Here is a 15,578-nt window from a genome sequence, read left to right as displayed (position 1 = left end):
TCGGGAACACGAACAAGACGGCGGCCGAACGGCCGGAGGTGAGTTGATATTCCAATGACAAATTACGGTGCGGACCTGCTCTGGGTTCTGATCTTTGCGAGCCTCGGTTTTTCCGCTTTCGCCGTCTTCGTCTCCATATCGCGTCAGCGCCGCAGTCGCCCTCCGACGGTTGCACATATCGCCGGCGAAGACGTAGCCGCGGAAGCGGCGCGCAAGGTGATACGCGAGTTCGAAAAGAATGGCCAATCGGCCGATGCGGCGCTGGTGACATGGTCGCCTGAAACATTGCGCAAGATTCTGGCCGACGACCTGCCGGGGGCGCAGGTTATCGTGGTGTCCAACCGCGAACCCTATATCCACAACAGCAAGAATGATGACGTCGAATTACTGGTGCCGGCCAGCGGGCTGGTGTCTGCGCTCGAGCCGATTACCCGCGCCTGTGGCGGCACCTGGATCGCCTATGGCGGCGGAACGGCGGACCGTCTCATGGTCGACGACAACGACCGCGTGCAGGTGCCGCCCGGCAATCCGTCCTATACCCTGCGCCGGGTCTGGCTGACGGAGGAAGAATATCAGAGCTACTATCTCGGCTTCGCCAATGAGGGCCTCTGGCCGCTTTGCCACATCGCCTTCACCCGGCCGATCTTTCGCGCCTCGGATTGGGAAGCCTATCAAGCCGTCAACCGGAAGTTCGCCGACACGGTGGTGGCCGAGGCGCGTAACGAGCGGCCGATCGTGCTGGTCCAGGACTACCATTTCGCGCTGCTGCCGCGCATGATCCGAGAGCGCCTGCCCGAGGCGATCGTCATCACCTTCTGGCACATCCCATGGCCGAATTCGGAGGTTTACAGCATTTGCCCATGGCGCGAACGCATCCTCGAAGGGCTGCTCGGCAGTTCGATCATCGGCTTCCATACCCAGTTCCATGCCAACAATTTCACCGAGAGCGTCGATCGCTTCCTGGAAAGCCGTATCGAGCGGGCGGATGCGGCCATCTCCTATGGTGGGCAGACGACGCTGGTGCACGCCTATCCGATCTCGATAGAATGGCCGGCGGACCTGCTGGCAAAACTGCCTGATGCCGATGACTGCCGCGCCCGCCTGCGGAATAGGTTCGGACTTACGGCGGATGTGAAGCTGGCCGTCGGGGTCGAACGTCTCGACTACACCAAGGGCATTCTGGATCGGTTTCATGCGCTGGACGAATTGTTCAAGCGATACCCTGAGTGGATCGGAAAACTGGTCTTCCTGCAGATCGCGGCCCCCAGCCGTGGCACGCTCCCGGCCTACAAGCTGCTCCACGACGAATGCCATCGCTATGCAGAAGAGCTCAACCAGCGTTACGGCAGCGAGGGCTACAAGCCGGTGATCATGGTGGCTGAACATCATTCGCAGGAACAGGTCTATGAGATCTATCGGGCCGCTGACATATGCATGGTCACCAGCCTGCATGACGGCATGAACCTGGTCGCAAAGGAATTCGTCACGGCGCGCGACGACGAACAGGGCGTCTTGATGCTCAGCACATTCGCCGGTGCTTCGCGCGAATTGCTGGAGGCGCTGATCGTCAACCCCTACGACGCGGCCATGATGAGCGAAGCGCTGCTGCAGGCGCTGAACATGACGCCAGACGAACAGCGCGAGCGCATGCGGCCCATGCGGCAGATGGTTCGCGACAACAATGTCTATCGCTGGGCCGGCAGCATGCTTCTGGACGCGGCACGCTTGCGCAAGCGCGGTGACCTCGATCGCGTAACCGGTGCTGGCGACCGGCCGCCGGGCATCGACAATGTCGTGTCCATGTTCGAGCGGAAACGGGTGGCGCTGTCATGAGTGAAATCCTGCAAAAGGTTGCGAGCAAAACCCTGCAAAAGCCGCAGGCCTTGCTGACCGGCGATTGGGCGTTGTTCCTCGACATCGACGGCACCCTGCTGGAGCATGCGGAACATCCGGACGCCGTCTCGGTCAGCGCCGAGCTTCGCGCTTTGCTGCAAGGCCTGGATCACAAGTTGAACGGCGCATTGGCCTTCATCACAGGCCGCTCGGTTGCGGCCGTGGACCAGTTGTTTCAGCCTTTGAAGCTGCGCGCGGCCGGGCTTTATGGCCTGGAACACAGGCTCCTGCCGGGCGACGACGTCGAAATCGCGGATGAGCCGTCGGATATTGCGGCTCTTGCCGACGAGATCGAGGCCGAGCTCGGTCGTGGGGCGTATATCGAGCGCAAAGGCCGGGTGCTGGCCATCCACACGCGCGCCGCCCCGCACCTGCTCCCTCGCGCGACGCAGCTTGTCGAGCAAGCGCTGGCCGTGCTGCCCAAGGGCTACCGGGTGGTTGCCGGCAATGCCGGTGTCGAGTTGCTGCCGCTCGAGGCGGCCAAGGGCGCCGCGATCCGGCGTTTCATGGACATCGCGCCATTCACCGGCCGGCGCCCAGTCTTCCTGGGCGACGACACGTCGGACGAAAACGGCTTCGAAACCGTCAACGATGCCGGCGGCATATCGATACGGGTCAAACCACCAGAATATACCACCGCGCAGTACGGCCTTGCCGGCGTTGCCGAGACGCTCGCCTGGCTGAGAGGTCAACTTTAGGTCTGGCGGCGCAACCGCGATCGCGCGTGCGGAAAAGGAAGGAACGGTTTCGATGGGACGCCTTGCACAATTGATTCGAGAAATCACGCCGAATTGGCTTCATTCCCGCTCCCATGGGACCCGCGGCGTCTCACCGTCCGATGCCGACTCCAGATGGCAAGAAGCGATCGACAACAAGATGTATGGGGCCGACACGCCTGATTATTCCCACATTCCGGAGCACCCCGTTAAGCTGCATACCGCAGGCCGCCATCGCACGTCAGCACCTGGCCGGTCATGAAGCCGTTGGATACGAGAAAGGCTATTGCCTCCGCGACGTCCTCGGCGCGGCCAACGCGGCCGACTGGGGTCTTGCCGGCATAATCGGCAAAGAGCGCCTGCCTCTGCTCCTCGGGCAGAAAATCCCACCACGGCGTGTCGATGACGCCGGGCGCAACGACATTGACGCGCAAGGGCTTCAGCTCCACCGCCAGGATCGGCACCACGGTCAACAGCATGCCGTTGATGGCGGCGATGCCGGCGACGCCCGGCATGGCGAGCTGAGCCGAGACGGCCGAGATGAAGGTGACCGATCCGCTCTTGCTGAGTGTCGGCAAGGCCGCCTGCAGGCAGGACAGTTGCGGGCGGACTTTCTCGTCGACGCCGCTGCCGATGTCGGTCAGGTCGAGCGTCGGGAAGGGGCCAAGGCCCTTGCCGCCGCTCGCCGCCAACACGAGATGATCGAACGGGCCGAGGCGTTCGAAGAAGCCGCTGACCTCGGCCCGGTTCGCGGCATCGAAAACCGCCTTGTCGGCAGCGCCGCCAAGGCTTTTCCATGCGCTCTTCAGCTTCTCCTCGTTGCGCCCGGTGATGGTTACCTTCATGCCCGGGCCGAGCAGTTTTCGCGCCGTCGCCAGGCCGATGCCGGACGAGCCGCCGATGATGACGGCATGTTGGGTTGCCTTGGTCATGAATGCTGTTCCTTCGATGTGGGGGAGGCGGGGCCGACAAGATCGAGGCTCAAACTGCGCAATTGTTGCCTTGCCCTGGCGTCGTAAGCTTGGGCATCGGCGCGGGATTCGCGAAGGCCGTCGAAATAAAGGCCGCTTTTTCCGTCGAGCGCTGGCGACGTGGCGAGATTGAGGATAGCGTCAGCCCCGGTCTCGACCGAGTTCCAAGGCGTGACACCCGCCTGCCGAACCATGGTGGTGTTCATGTAACTCGCCGGATGCAGCGCATTGACGATGACGCCGGTACCCTTTAGCTGCTCCGCAAGGTCGATGGTGAACAGGATCTGCGCCAGCTTGCTCTGGCAATAGGCGCGCACGCCGTCATACGAGCGGGTCAGCATGACATCGCCGAAGTCGATCGCCTGCTGCCCCGCCGAGGCGACATTGACGATGCGCGCCGGAGCACTGGCCTTCAGCAACGGCAGAAGCTCCGACGTCAGCAGAAAACCAGCGAGATAATTGACGGCGAAGCGCAGTTCGTAGCCATCGGCGCTGACCTGGCGCTTGGCGCCTTGCCCCGCGGTGCCGACACCGGCATTGTTGATGAGGATGTCGAGCCGGTCCGTTCCGGCGCGCACGGCCTCAGCGAGACGGCGGACCTCGGCCAATGACGACAGGTCGGCGACCAGAAGCTCGGCCTTGCCGCCGGTGGCTTCAATTTCAGTGATAACAGCCTTGCCGCGCGTTGCATCGCGGCCATGTACCAGCACGCGGGCGCCCGCGGCGCCGAGCCGTTGCGCGACGACGCGGCCGACGCCGTCGGTTGAGCCGGTGACGAGGATTGTCTTGTCTTTCGGGTCCATGTTCAGAGCCTCCGTTCTGTTGCTCTGAGTGGAAGATGGGGCAGTTGGCGCGAGCCAAACAGTTCAAACTTTATCCTGGTATCAATACTGCTATATTAGGCGCATGGAGTCCCAACCCCGCCCGACCCCTACTCACTCGGCTGAAGACAGCCGCCGGCGCGAGCTTGGCGCCTTCCTGCGCTCGCGCCGCGAAAGGCTGACCCCGTCAGCCACAGGCATTGCCGCCGGTCTCAGGCGGCGCACGCCGGGCTTGCGCCGAGAGGAAGTGGCGATGATCGCCGGCGTCGGCACCACCTGGTACACATGGCTGGAGCAAGGGCGTGAGGTCAGGCCGTCGGTCGAGGTGCTGACCGCGCTCGCCGAAGCGTTGCGCCTCGACGCCGCCGAAAAACAGCATTTGTTCATCCTTGCCGACCGCCAGCAGCCGGAGCGCCGTGCCGTAGCGCCGGAAAAGGTCGACGGTCCGTTGCTGCATATGCTGCAAAGCCTGGTGCTGCAGCCGGCCTATGTTGTCGGGCGGCGCTGGGACGTGCTGGCCTGGAACCCGGCGGCGGTCGCGGTGTTCGGCGATTATGGCCTGCTGGAAGGTGACGCCCGCAACATCGTCCACATGGTGTTCACCAACCCGCACCACCGGCGCCTGCTGGTCGACTGGGAGCAATTGGCGCGCACCGTGCTTGCCTCGTTTCGGGCCGCAAGCGCCAGATATGTCGGCGACCCGGATTTCGAGCGGCTGATCGAGTTGATGACGCGCTCTAGCCCCGAGTTTCGCAGCTGGTGGCCGCAGCGCGACGTCGCGCACCGACTGTCGGGTGTGAAGCACGTCCGGCACCCGAGCGCGGGCGCCATGACCTTCGAGCATATGAGCTTGTCGATCGGCGACGGCTCAGACATGAAGCTGATCGTCTACACGCCGCTTGCCGAGCAAAACTCCGTCGCCAAGCTGCAGACATTGCTGGACGCGCTTCCGGCCGAACGTCGCAGCGCCTGAGGCTTCAGCCCTTCGGCTTGAGCCCGTCGAGGAACAACTGCTCGAGAAATCTCGCCGCGTCCTCGAAGCGGCCGTCGCCGCCGCGGTTCGGCCCGAGCACGGCGCGGACCTGGACGTCGAAATCGGCATAGTGCTGCGTCGTTGCCCAGATCGAGAAGATCAGGTGCCAGGGGTCGGTGCGGGCGATCTTGCCGGCACGCATCCAGCCCTTGATGACGACGGCCTTCTCGTCGACCAGCGTTTTCAACTCGCCGGCCAGCAGCGGCATGATGCGCGGCGCGCCTTGCAGGATCTCGTTGGCGAACAGCCGGCTCTCGCGCGGGAAGTCGCGCGCCATCTCCAGCTTGCGTCTGATATAGCTGCGCAGTTCGGTCAGCGGATCGCCAATGTCGTCCAACTCGCGCAGCGGCGCCAGCCAGGTGTCGAGAAGGCGCTGCATCAGCGTCTCGTGGATGTCTTCCTTGCGGCGAAAATAATAGAGCAGGTTCGGCTTCGACATGCCGGCGGCTTCGGCGATCTGGTCGATGGTCGAACCACGGAAACCGTTGGTGGAGAACACCTCGAGCGCCGCCTCCAGGATGAGTTCCCGCTTTTCCTGCTGGATGCGGGTCCGGCGAGGGGCGTCCGTCCCGGTGGTCACCCTTGCAAGCCCTCGTGTTGAGGGTCATCTGGACCAATTCTCTGGACCAGTTTTTCCCTAGCCTGTGGAACGCACTTCAGGTGCTGCATTTCCGCTAGTAATCCCTTGACCGCCGGCAGGGCGGTGCTAACGTTTGTCCAATCGGTCAAAATTTGCGTAGCATGAAAACGCGGCAAAGACCAAGCGTTGGGCGCACCGAAACAGGTTACAAGGGGAAGTCTTGGTCATGTCCAACCGGCTGAAAGTCACGCCGAACGATCTCAGCGCATTTTGGATGCCGTTCACGGCAAACCGGCAGTTCAAGCAGGCGCCGCGCATGATGGTGTCCGCCAAGGACATGCATTACACGACCAGCGACGGCCGCAAGGTGCTCGACGGCACCGCCGGCCTGTGGTGCGTCAACGCCGGCCACTGCCGGCCGAAGATCACCGAGGCGATCCAGCATCAGGCCGCCGAACTCGACTATGCGCCCGCCTTCCAGATGGGCCACCCGATCGTCTTCGAACTGGCCAACCGCTTGGTCGACCTCGCGCCCAAGGGCATGGATCATGTCTTCTTCACCAATTCCGGTTCGGAATCGGTCGAAACCGCGCTCAAGATGGCGATCGCCTATCACCGCGCCAGGGGCGAGGGCTCGCGCACGCGCCTGATCGGCCGCGAGCGCGGCTATCACGGCGTCAATTTCGGCGGCATCTCGGTCGGCGGCATCGTCACCAACCGCAAGATGTTCGGCACGCTGCTCGGCGGCGTCGACCATATGCCGCACACGCATCTGCCGGAAAAGAACGCCTTCACCAAGGGCGTGCCGGAACATGGCGCGGAACTCGCCAACGAACTGGAGCGCATTGTCGCCCTGCATGACGCCTCGACCATCGCCGCCGTCATCGTGGAGCCGGTCGCCGGTTCCACCGGCGTCATCCTGCCGCCGAAGGGCTATCTGCAGAAGCTGCGCGAGATCTGCACCAAGCACGGCATCCTGTTGATCTTCGATGAGGTCATCACCGGTTTCGGCCGTCTCGGCACGCCGTTCGCCGCCGATTACTTCGGCGTCACGCCCGACATCATGACCACCGCCAAGGGCGTCTCCAACGGCGTCATCCCGATGGGAGCGGTGTTCGTGAAGAAGGAAATCCACGACGCCTTCATGACCGGCCCCGAGCACATGATCGAGTTCTTCCACGGCTACACTTATTCGGGCAACCCGATCGCCTGCGCAGCAGCACTCGGCACGCTCGACACCTACAAGGAAGAGGGCCTGCTCACCCGCGGCGAGGAGCTGGCGCCGTACTGGGAAGACGCACTGCATTCACTGAAGGGCGAGCCGAACGTCATCGACATCAGGAACATCGGCCTGATCGGAGCGATCGAGCTGGCGCCGATCGCCGGCCAGCCGACCAAACGGGCCTTCTCCGCCTTCGTCAAGGCGTTCGAGCGCGGCGCGCTGATCCGCACCACCGGCGACATCATCGCGCTGTCGCCGCCGCTGATCATCACCAAGGGCCAGATCAACGAGTTGATCGACCATGTCCGGGAAGTGCTGAGGGCGATCGATTGAAGAACTGGACGCGGATATCCCTCCCCCTCGAGGGGAGGGTGGCCGCGAAGCGGTCGGGTGGGGTCGGTGCGGCAGTGCGCCGACCTGATCTTTTGCTGCGAGGTCGCTCCTGATGCCCCGTACCCGCGTGAGTTTCGAAATGCGCCAGAAGGTGCGCGCGCTTCGAGTTCACGCGACCAAGGGCGAATCCCTGCTGTGGTATGAACTGCGGGAGCTGAAGTCGGCGGGCATCAAGTTCCGCCGCCAGTGCCCGATCGGGCCTTATATCGTCGACTTCGCGTGCCTCGCCGTAAAGCTGGTCTTAGAGGTCGATGGTGATCTGCACGAACACGAGAGGGGTAAACGGCACGATGCCATCCGCGATGCCTATCTCCGCTCGCTCGGGTTCGACGTCTTTCGCGTTGACGAGCCCGATGTCATAAATAGCGCGTGGCATGTCGCGCAGGTGGTCAAGGGGAAGGTTGAGCATATGTCAGCCGACCCCACCCGACCGCTTCGCGGCCACCCTCCCCTCGAGGGGGAGGGGGACGCCGGCGAACCGCAATCGATAAGGTTTTAGAAAAATGGCCGCACCCGGCGAGAATCTGCGAATCAATTCAGATCGTTTGTGGGATTCCATCATGGAGATGGCGAAGATCGGCCCCGGCATTGCCGGCGGCAACAATCGCCAGACCGTGACCGACGAGGACGGCGAGGGCCGGCATCTGTTCAAGCGCTGGTGCGATGCGGCCGGGCTCGAAATGGGCGTCGACGAGATGGGCACGATGTTTGCCCGCCGAGAAGGCACCGATCCCAGCCTGCCGCCAGTCTATGTCGGCAGCCATCTCGATACGCAGCCGACCGGCGGCAAATATGACGGCGTGCTCGGCGTGCTGGGCGGACTTGAAGTGGTGCGCTCGCTCAATGATCTCGGCATCAAGACCAAACATCCGATCGTCGTCACCAACTGGACGAACGAGGAGGGCGCGCGCTTCGCGCCGGCGATGATGGCGTCCGGCGTGTTCGCCGGCGTGCTCGACCAGGCCGATGTCTACGGGCACACCGACCAGCAGGGGAAAAAATTCGGCGAGGAGCTCGAACGCATCGGCTGGAAGGGCACCGAGAAGGTCGGTGACCGCAAGATCCACGCTTTCTTCGAACTGCATATCGAGCAAGGACCGATCCTTGAGGACGAGGGCATTGACATCGGTGTCGTCACCCACGGCCAGGGCCTGAAATGGCTGCAGGTGACGCTGACCGGCAAGGAAGCGCATACCGGCTCGACGCCGATGCCAAAGCGCCGCAACGCCGGGCTTGGCATGGCACGGGTGATCGAGTTGGTGCACGAGATCGCCATGGACTACCAGCCCGACGCCGTCGGCGCGGTCGGCCACATGGAGGTCTATCCCAACTCGCGCAACATCATCGCCGGCCGCACCGTCTTCACCATCGATATCCGCTCGCCCGAGAAGGAAGTGCTGGACGCCATGGACGGCCGCATCCGCGAAGGCATCGACACGATCTGCGAGGCGCTCGACATCCGCTACGAGATCGAACAGGTCGGCGCTTTCGATCCGGTCACCTTTGACGCCGGTTGCGTCAAGGCGATCCGCGATGCCGCCGAACGCCTAGGCTATTCCCACCGCAACATCGTCTCCGGCGCCGGCCATGACGCCTGCTGGATCAACCGCGTTGCGCCGACGGCAATGGTGATGTGCCCTTGCGTCGATGGTCTCAGCCACAATGAGGCCGAGGAGATCACCAAGGAATGGGCCAGCGCCGGCGCCGACGTTTTGTTCCATGCAGTGGTGGAGACGGCTGTCATCGTGGAGTGAGCTTAGAAACTACTTTCCAAACGCCGCTCGCAAAGAAGCGCGAAGAGAACAAGGGAACACGAAAATGACCAAAGTCATCAAGAACGGCACGATCGTCACCGCCGACCGCACGTGGAAGGCCGATGTGCTGTTCAGCCACGGCAAGATCGTCGCCATCGGCGCGGGACTGCATGGCGACCACGAGTTCGACGCCACCGGCTGCTACGTCATGCCGGGCGGCATCGACCCGCACACCCATCTCGAAATGCCGTTCATGGGCACCTATTCGGCCGACGATTTCGAATCCGGCACGCGGGCAGCCCTTGCCGGTGGCACGACGATGGTGGTCGATTTCTGCCTGCCGGCGCCGAAGCAGTCGCTGCTCGAAGCGTTGCAGATGTGGGACAACAAGACCTCGAAGGCATCCTGCGACTACTCCTTCCACATGGCGATCACCTGGTGGGGCAAGCAGGTGTTCGACGAGATGGCCACCGTCGTCGACAAGGGCATCACCTCGTTCAAGCACTTCATGGCCTACAAGGGCGCGCTGATGGTCGACGACGACGAGATGTATGCGTCGTTCCAGCGCTGCGCCGACCTTGGCGCGCTGCCGTTGGTGCATGCCGAGAACGGCGACGTGGTTGCCGCCCTGTCGCAGAAGCTGCTTGCCGCCGGCAATAATGGTCCCGAGGGGCACGCCTATTCGCGGCCGCCGGAAGTCGAGGGCGAGGCGACCAACCGCGCCATCATGATCGCCGATATGGCGGGCGTGCCGCTCTATGTCGTGCATGTCTCCTGCGAGCAGAGCCACGAAGCGATCCGCCGGGCGCGGCAGAAGGGCATGCGGGTGTTCGGCGAGCCGCTGATCCAGCATCTGACACTCGACGAGAGTGAATATTTCGACAAGGACTGGGACCATGCGGCGCGCCGCGTGATGAGTCCGCCCTTCCGCAATAAGCTCCACCAAGACTCGCTCTGGGCCGGCCTGCAGGCGGGCTCGCTGCAGGTGGTGGCGACCGACCACTGTGCCTTCACCACCAAGCAGAAGCGCAACGGCGTCGGTGATTTCACCAAGATCCCGAACGGCACCGGCGGGTTGGAAGACCGGATGCCGGTTCTATGGACCACCGGCGTCAACACCGGCCGGCTGACGATGAACGAGTTCGTCGCGGTGACCTCGACCAACATCGCCAAGATTCTCAACATGTATCCGAAAAAGGGTGCCATCGTCGAAGGCGCCGATGCCGACATCGTCGTCTGGGATCCCGGCGCCAAGAAGAAGATCACGTCGAAAAAGCAGCAGTCGGTGATCGACTACAACGTCTTCGAAGGGTTCGAGGTGACTGGCCTGCCGCGCTTCGTCTTCTCCCGCGGCGAATTGTCGATCCAGGAGGCCGAGGTCAAGGCCAAGCCCGGCCATGGCGAGTTCGTCGCTCGCGAGCCGAATGCGGCGGTCAACCGGGCGCTGTCGACGTGGAAAGAGATTTCCGCGCCGCGCAAGGTGGAACGCACCGGTATCCCGGCGACCGGAGTTTGAGCTTGGCGCGTTCGGCCGCGCTTTTTTCGTTGGTCCTGGCGGCAATTGTCTCCGGCCCGGCAGCAGGCGGCGTGCTGGCCGGCTCCTGGGGCAATGATGTCGGGTGTGCCGGCCTCAAGGTCGGCTATCAGGACAGTGACGCTTATATCGTCCTGACCGCCGAAGGCATCGAGACCTATGGCAGCGGCTGCCGGTTCGCGCATCAATTGAAGCCGGTGCTGGGTGAACAATCACTGATTTCGACCTGTTCTGCCGAAGGCGAGGCAGGAAGGACCGTCGAAACCGTCGTGGTCACCAACAAGGGAGAGGATGGTTTCTTTGTCACCATCCCCGGCCTTGAGGAAATGGGGCCGCTGCAATCATGTTCGTGACGTTTTGGGGGTGAGCATGCGTGGTTTTGGTCTATCTGTCGCGATGGTTCTCGTGCTGGCTGCGGGGCAAGTTTCGGCGGCGGGCATCGATCTGTCCAAGCCCTATGGCAACAAGTCCGGTTGCATCAACAAGAACGGCCAGAAAGTCTATGCGGAAGACATGCTGCTGCTGAACGCTACGGAATTCATTACCGCGACCAACGCCTGCACCTTTACCGACAAGAAGACGCAGGCTGACGGTTCGCTGGTGGTAAAGTCAATGTGCGAGGCAGACGGCGGGGATGGTCAGTCGCCGATACAGTTCACCATCAAGCGCAGTCCCAAGAACGCCAAGAAGCTGGTGATCGCGGATGAGGATGGCACTGTGTACGGGGAAGTTTCCCGGTGCCGATGACGCGCAAGTTCCTATCGATGCCGTCGGATTCAGGCGACCAGCGCATCCAGTTCCGGCAACAGGACGACGCTTTCCTGTTCGTTGGGATCGGTGCGGGCAATGACGGCCGAAGACGGGGCGCCGCTCAGATTGGCCGGCAAATGCGGCACGCCGGCGGGAATGTAGAAAAGGTCGCCAGCCTTGACGACGATATGATGCTCAAGCCGGTCGCCATACCAGGTATGGACTTCGCCGGAGAGGACATAGATCGCCGTTTCATGGCTCTCATGCATGTGCGCCTTGGCGCGGGCGCCGGGTGGCATGGTGAGGACGTGCATGCAGATGCCGGAGGCGCCGACGGTTTCGGCGGCGATGCCGGCGAAATAGGTCAATCCCTGCTTGCCTTCATAAGTGCTTTCAGGGCGGATAAGATGACAAGTGGGTTTGGGCGACATCGGGAAACTCCGGGCGTCGATTGAGTGTGGGACAAGACCAATGGGACAGGGCGAGTGGAAAACAACATCGCAATAAAAGCAATCGGATTCCAGCCGGCGCTGCGGGGACGGGACCAGGCGGGCGGCAGCCGATGACAGGGACTTCGCCAGCCGTCGTCGCGGCAAGCAAACTTGGGCTGACCTTCCAGACCAGTGACGGGCCGGTGCAGGCGCTGTCCAATGTCGATCTCACCATCGGCAAGGGAGAGTTCGTCTCCTTCATCGGGCCCTCGGGCTGCGGCAAGACCACGCTGCTGCGCGTCATCGCCGATCTGGAGAAGCCGACCTCGGGGACGATTTCGGTCAACGGCATGACAGCAGAACAGGCACGCGAGAAACGCGCCTATGGCTATGTCTTCCAGGCGGCGGCGCTGTTTGCCTGGCGCACCATCGAGCGCAATGTCGGGCTGCCACTGGAGATCATGGGCCTGTCCAAGGCGGAGCAGGCGGAACGGATCAAGCGCACGCTCGATCTCGTCAACCTCTCGGGATTCGAGAAGAAATATCCCTGGCAGCTCTCGGGCGGCATGCAGCAGCGCGCCTCGATCGCCCGCGCGCTGGCCTTCGATGCCGACCTGCTGCTTATGGACGAGCCGTTCGGAGCTCTGGACGAGATCGTGCGCGACCACCTCAATGAGCAATTGCTGGAATTGTGGGGGCGGACCAACAAGACGATCTGCTTCGTCACCCACTCCATTCCCGAAGCCGTCTATCTATCGACGCGCATCGTCGTCATGTCGCCGCGTCCCGGCCGCGTCAGCGATGTCATCGAGTCGACGCTGCCGAAACAGCGGCCGCTCGACATTCGCGAGACGCCGGAGTTTCTGGCGATCGCCGCGCGGGTGCGCGACGGGTTGCGGGCAGGGCATAGTTATGATGATTGAGGGCGCGAACGATGAGGTTCCTCCTCTCCCCAACGGGGAGAGGGTGGCCGGAGCGAAGCGGAGGTCGGGTGAGGGGGCGGCGCCGACAGATCCGACCAAAAGAAAGGTCGGGGCAACCGAGCGCGCCCGAAAGCTGCGGTTTGACGAGACCGAAGCCGAGTACAGGCTTTGGGGAGAACTGAGGGGCCGTCACCTCAACGGCTACAAATTTGTGAGGCAGGTGCCGCTTGGGCCATTCATCGCTGATTTTGTTTGCCGTGAGATGGGCCTGATTGTCGAACTCGACGGCAGCCAACACGCGGATTCACCAACCGATCCGGCCAGAACAGCTTGGCTGAATGGCCATGGTTATTCGGTTCTCCGGTTCTGGAACCATGAGGTTTTGGCCGAACGTCGAGCGGTCCTGGATACGATCTTGGCTTGCCTGGACGGAAAGATTTCTACCCCCTCACCCGACCTCCGCTTCGCTCCGGCCACCCTCTCCCCGTCGGGGAGAGGAGGGCGCGTACCTGGCGAGGTTCGCTAGATGGACACCTTCCGCGACAAGCTCATTCCCGTGACCTCGATCCTCGCTGGCGTCGTCGTCCTCTGGTATGTTTTCGCCGTCATCCTCAACACACCGTTCCAGCGCGATCTCGACCGCCGCGCCGGTGAATCACCTGCCTTGAGCGAGTTCATCGCCAACACGTTGGCGCAGCCGAAGCCGACGCTGCCGGCGCCGCATCAGGTGGCGGTGAATTTTTTCGAAAACACGTTCCTGCGGCCCGTCACCTCCAGTCGCAGCCTCGTCTACAATGCCTGGGTGACGCTGTCGTCCACGCTGCTCGGCTTTGCTTTCGGCACGGCGCTGGGCATCATCATCGCTGTCGGCATCGTGCATGTGGCGACGCTCGACCGCAGCCTGATGCCGTGGATCATCGCTTCGCAGACCATTCCCATCCTGGCGGTGGCGCCGATGATCATCGTCGTGCTGGCGGCAATCGGCATCACCGGGCTGGTGCCGAAGGCGATGATCTCGACCTATCTGTCGTTCTTCCCGGTGACGGTGGGCATGGTGAAAGGGCTGCGCTCGCCTGAGATCATGCATCTTGACCTTATGCACACCTACAATGCCAGCCGTGCGCAGACCTTCTGGAAATTGCGCGTGCCAGCCTCCGTGCCGTTCCTGTTTACCTCGATGAAGGTGGCGGTGGCGGCCAGCCTCGTTGGCGCCATCGTCGGCGAACTGCCGACCGGCGCTGTCGCCGGCATCGGCGCCAAGCTGTTGGCCGGCGCCTATTATAGCCAGTCCATCGACATCTGGTCGGCACTGGTCGCCGGTTCGGTGGTGGCCGCACTCCTGGTCATGGTGGTTGGCATTGCCGGGCGCATCGTCGACCGTGCCATGGGCGGGAGGCCGGCATGAACTGGCTGAAACCTTCCTGGCAAGCTGGGCTGGCCATCGTGCTGTGCCTGATCGCGGTGGCGCTCGGCGCGATGTCGAAGCCGGAAGCGGCGGCGCTTACGGACCCAACGGTCAGCATCAACTATCCCTATCTCGGAACCAAAAGCCTGATGTTCGGCTTGGCCATGCTGGCAGCGCTGGTCTCGATGATCAGGATTCCGCCCCTTGCTGAAGCGATGGTGCTCTTTGTCGGCGCTCACCTGATCGCCTGGCTGCTGATATCGGGCATTACCGGTTTTGAGGGCACCGCACTGGCGCCGTATTTCCTGCTGCTCGCGGCCGCATGGCTGCTTGGCTGGCGCTGCGTGGCGGTGCTGTCGTCATTACGTCCTTTCGCCAGTTGGGCTCGGACGGGGTTGCGCCTGATCATCCCAGCCATCTTCGGCGCCTGGATCCTGATCATCTGGGAAGCGGTGACGCGAGGCGCGGGCATCCCCTTCATCCTGTTGCCGCCGCCTAGCGCCATCGGCGTGCGCATCGCCGGTTCGCTGCCTGTGCTCGGCGCCGACGTCCGTCAAACCATCTTCAAGGCGGTTGTCTTCGGCTATGTCGTGGGCAGTGGCGCCGGCTTCATCGCCGCGGTGCTCGCCGACCGTGTGCCGTTCCTACGGCGCGGGCTGCTGCCGATCGGCAACATGGTCTCGGCGCTGCCGATCATTGGCGTCGCACCGATCATGGTCATGTGGTTCGGCTTCGACTGGCAGTCCAAGGCGGCGGTGGTTATCATCATGACCTTCTTCCCGATGCTGGTGAACACGGTCGCCGGTCTCGCCGCCTCGGGCCATATGGAGCGCGACCTGATGCGCACCTATGCTTCGGGCTACTGGCAGACGTTGTTGAAACTCAGGCTGCCGGCAGCAGCGCCCTTCATCTTCAACGCGCTGAAGATCAACTCGACGCTGGCGCTGATCGGCGCCATCGTCGCCGAGTTCTTCGGTACGCCTGTCGTCGGCATGGGCTTCCGCATCTCGACCGAGGTCGGGCGGATGAACATCGACATGGTCTGGGCCGAAATCGCAGTTGCAGCACTTGCGGGTTCGGTCTTTTATGGCGTGGTCGCTCTTGTCGAAAGAGCCGTCACGTTTTGGCATCCCTCTGTCCGTGGTGGATAGG

Annotated in this window: 17 protein-coding genes; 13 read left to right on the top strand and 4 right to left on the bottom strand. The window is 62.9% G+C overall.

Annotated features, from left to right (window positions below; all coding sequences use genetic code 11):
* The first annotated feature begins 54 nt into the window (after positions 1–54).
* Positions 55–1,833, top strand: coding sequence for an alpha,alpha-trehalose-phosphate synthase (UDP-forming) (locus NKJ89_RS17620; protein WP_023756945.1), 1,779 nt, complete (start codon positions 55–57; stop codon positions 1,831–1,833).
* The gene (gene otsB / locus NKJ89_RS17615; protein ID WP_023756946.1) at positions 1,830–2,591 is read left to right on the top strand and encodes a trehalose-phosphatase; all 762 of its coding nucleotides are present in this window, start codon (positions 1,830–1,832) and stop codon (positions 2,589–2,591) included. Before NKJ89_RS17620 ends, otsB begins: the two co-directional genes overlap by 4 nt.
* Positions 2,592–2,818: 227 nt before the next feature.
* Here otsB and NKJ89_RS17610 read toward each other — a convergent pair whose 3' ends face one another.
* Together NKJ89_RS17610 and NKJ89_RS17605 are read right to left on the bottom strand one after the other, a co-directional pair.
* A complete protein-coding gene (locus NKJ89_RS17610; protein WP_352604273.1) occupies positions 2,819–3,541 on the bottom strand; it encodes an SDR family oxidoreductase in 723 nt (240 codons plus the stop codon).
* Positions 3,538–4,383, bottom strand: a complete 846-nt coding sequence (locus NKJ89_RS17605) for an SDR family oxidoreductase (RefSeq protein WP_352604271.1) — start codon at positions 4,381–4,383, stop codon at positions 3,538–3,540. Before NKJ89_RS17605 ends, NKJ89_RS17610 begins: the two co-directional genes overlap by 4 nt.
* Before the next feature lie 103 nt (positions 4,384–4,486).
* Here NKJ89_RS17605 and NKJ89_RS17600 point away from each other — a divergent pair, with 103 nt between their 5' ends.
* The gene (locus tag NKJ89_RS17600; protein WP_352604269.1) at positions 4,487–5,374 is read left to right on the top strand and encodes a helix-turn-helix transcriptional regulator; all 888 of its coding nucleotides are present in this window, start codon (positions 4,487–4,489) and stop codon (positions 5,372–5,374) included.
* A 4-nt stretch (positions 5,375–5,378) separates the two neighbouring features.
* On the opposite strand, the gene NKJ89_RS17595 is transcribed toward NKJ89_RS17600, so the two are convergent.
* On the bottom strand, positions 5,379–6,014 hold the full coding sequence (locus NKJ89_RS17595; protein ID WP_023756950.1) for a TetR family transcriptional regulator C-terminal domain-containing protein: 636 nt from the start codon (positions 6,012–6,014) through the stop codon (positions 5,379–5,381).
* A 226-nt stretch (positions 6,015–6,240) separates the two neighbouring features.
* On the opposite strand from NKJ89_RS17595, the gene aptA reads away from it, so the two are divergent.
* From aptA to NKJ89_RS17565, 6 genes are all read left to right on the top strand, one after another.
* The gene (gene aptA / locus NKJ89_RS17590; protein ID WP_023756951.1) at positions 6,241–7,569 is read left to right on the top strand and encodes an omega-aminotransferase AptA; all 1,329 of its coding nucleotides are present in this window, start codon (positions 6,241–6,243) and stop codon (positions 7,567–7,569) included.
* A gap of 139 nt (positions 7,570–7,708) precedes the next feature.
* On the top strand, positions 7,709–8,128 hold the full coding sequence (locus NKJ89_RS17585; protein WP_352604267.1) for an endonuclease domain-containing protein: 420 nt from the start codon (positions 7,709–7,711) through the stop codon (positions 8,126–8,128).
* 4 nt (positions 8,129–8,132) lie between these two features.
* Positions 8,133–9,383, top strand: coding sequence for a Zn-dependent hydrolase (locus NKJ89_RS17580; RefSeq protein WP_352604265.1), 1,251 nt, complete (start codon positions 8,133–8,135; stop codon positions 9,381–9,383).
* A gap of 64 nt (positions 9,384–9,447) precedes the next feature.
* The gene (gene hydA / locus NKJ89_RS17575; protein ID WP_352604263.1) at positions 9,448–10,899 is read left to right on the top strand and encodes a dihydropyrimidinase; all 1,452 of its coding nucleotides are present in this window, start codon (positions 9,448–9,450) and stop codon (positions 10,897–10,899) included.
* Between the two features lie 2 nt (positions 10,900–10,901).
* Positions 10,902–11,270, top strand: a complete 369-nt coding sequence (locus NKJ89_RS17570) for a hypothetical protein (RefSeq protein ID WP_352604261.1) — start codon at positions 10,902–10,904, stop codon at positions 11,268–11,270.
* Positions 11,271–11,286: 16 nt separating this feature from the next.
* The gene (locus tag NKJ89_RS17565) at positions 11,287–11,664 is read left to right on the top strand and encodes a hypothetical protein (protein WP_352604259.1); all 378 of its coding nucleotides are present in this window, start codon (positions 11,287–11,289) and stop codon (positions 11,662–11,664) included.
* Between the two features lie 29 nt (positions 11,665–11,693).
* On the opposite strand, the gene NKJ89_RS17560 is transcribed toward NKJ89_RS17565, so the two are convergent.
* Entirely contained in the window at positions 11,694–12,098 is a 405-nt protein-coding gene (locus NKJ89_RS17560) for a cupin domain-containing protein (RefSeq protein WP_023756957.1), read from the bottom strand.
* A gap of 131 nt (positions 12,099–12,229) precedes the next feature.
* Between NKJ89_RS17560 and NKJ89_RS17555 the strand changes: the two genes are divergently transcribed.
* The 4 genes from NKJ89_RS17555 to NKJ89_RS17540 are packed head-to-tail and all read left to right on the top strand — an operon-like array spanning position 12,230 to position 15,577.
* Positions 12,230–13,021, top strand: a complete 792-nt coding sequence (locus NKJ89_RS17555; protein ID WP_352604257.1) for an ABC transporter ATP-binding protein — start codon at positions 12,230–12,232, stop codon at positions 13,019–13,021.
* Positions 13,011–13,547 carry an endonuclease domain-containing protein gene (locus NKJ89_RS17550; RefSeq protein ID WP_502904139.1) on the top strand — a complete coding sequence of 179 codons (537 nt, stop codon included), beginning with the start codon at positions 13,011–13,013 and terminating at the stop codon, positions 13,545–13,547. Before NKJ89_RS17555 ends, NKJ89_RS17550 begins: the two co-directional genes overlap by 11 nt.
* The gene (locus NKJ89_RS17545; protein ID WP_352604255.1) at positions 13,548–14,426 is read left to right on the top strand and encodes an ABC transporter permease; all 879 of its coding nucleotides are present in this window, start codon (positions 13,548–13,550) and stop codon (positions 14,424–14,426) included.
* A complete protein-coding gene (locus NKJ89_RS17540) occupies positions 14,423–15,577 on the top strand; it encodes an ABC transporter permease (protein ID WP_352604253.1) in 1,155 nt (384 codons plus the stop codon). The genes NKJ89_RS17545 and NKJ89_RS17540 overlap by 4 nt, the downstream gene beginning before the upstream one ends.
* Position 15,578 lies beyond the last annotated feature (1 nt).

The organism is Mesorhizobium sp. M0047, assembly GCF_040323315.1.
GTDB lineage: Bacteria > Pseudomonadota > Alphaproteobacteria > Rhizobiales > Rhizobiaceae > Mesorhizobium.
Note: the sequence above shows the minus strand (reverse complement) of the source record. Positions and strands in the feature narration are given on the sequence as shown.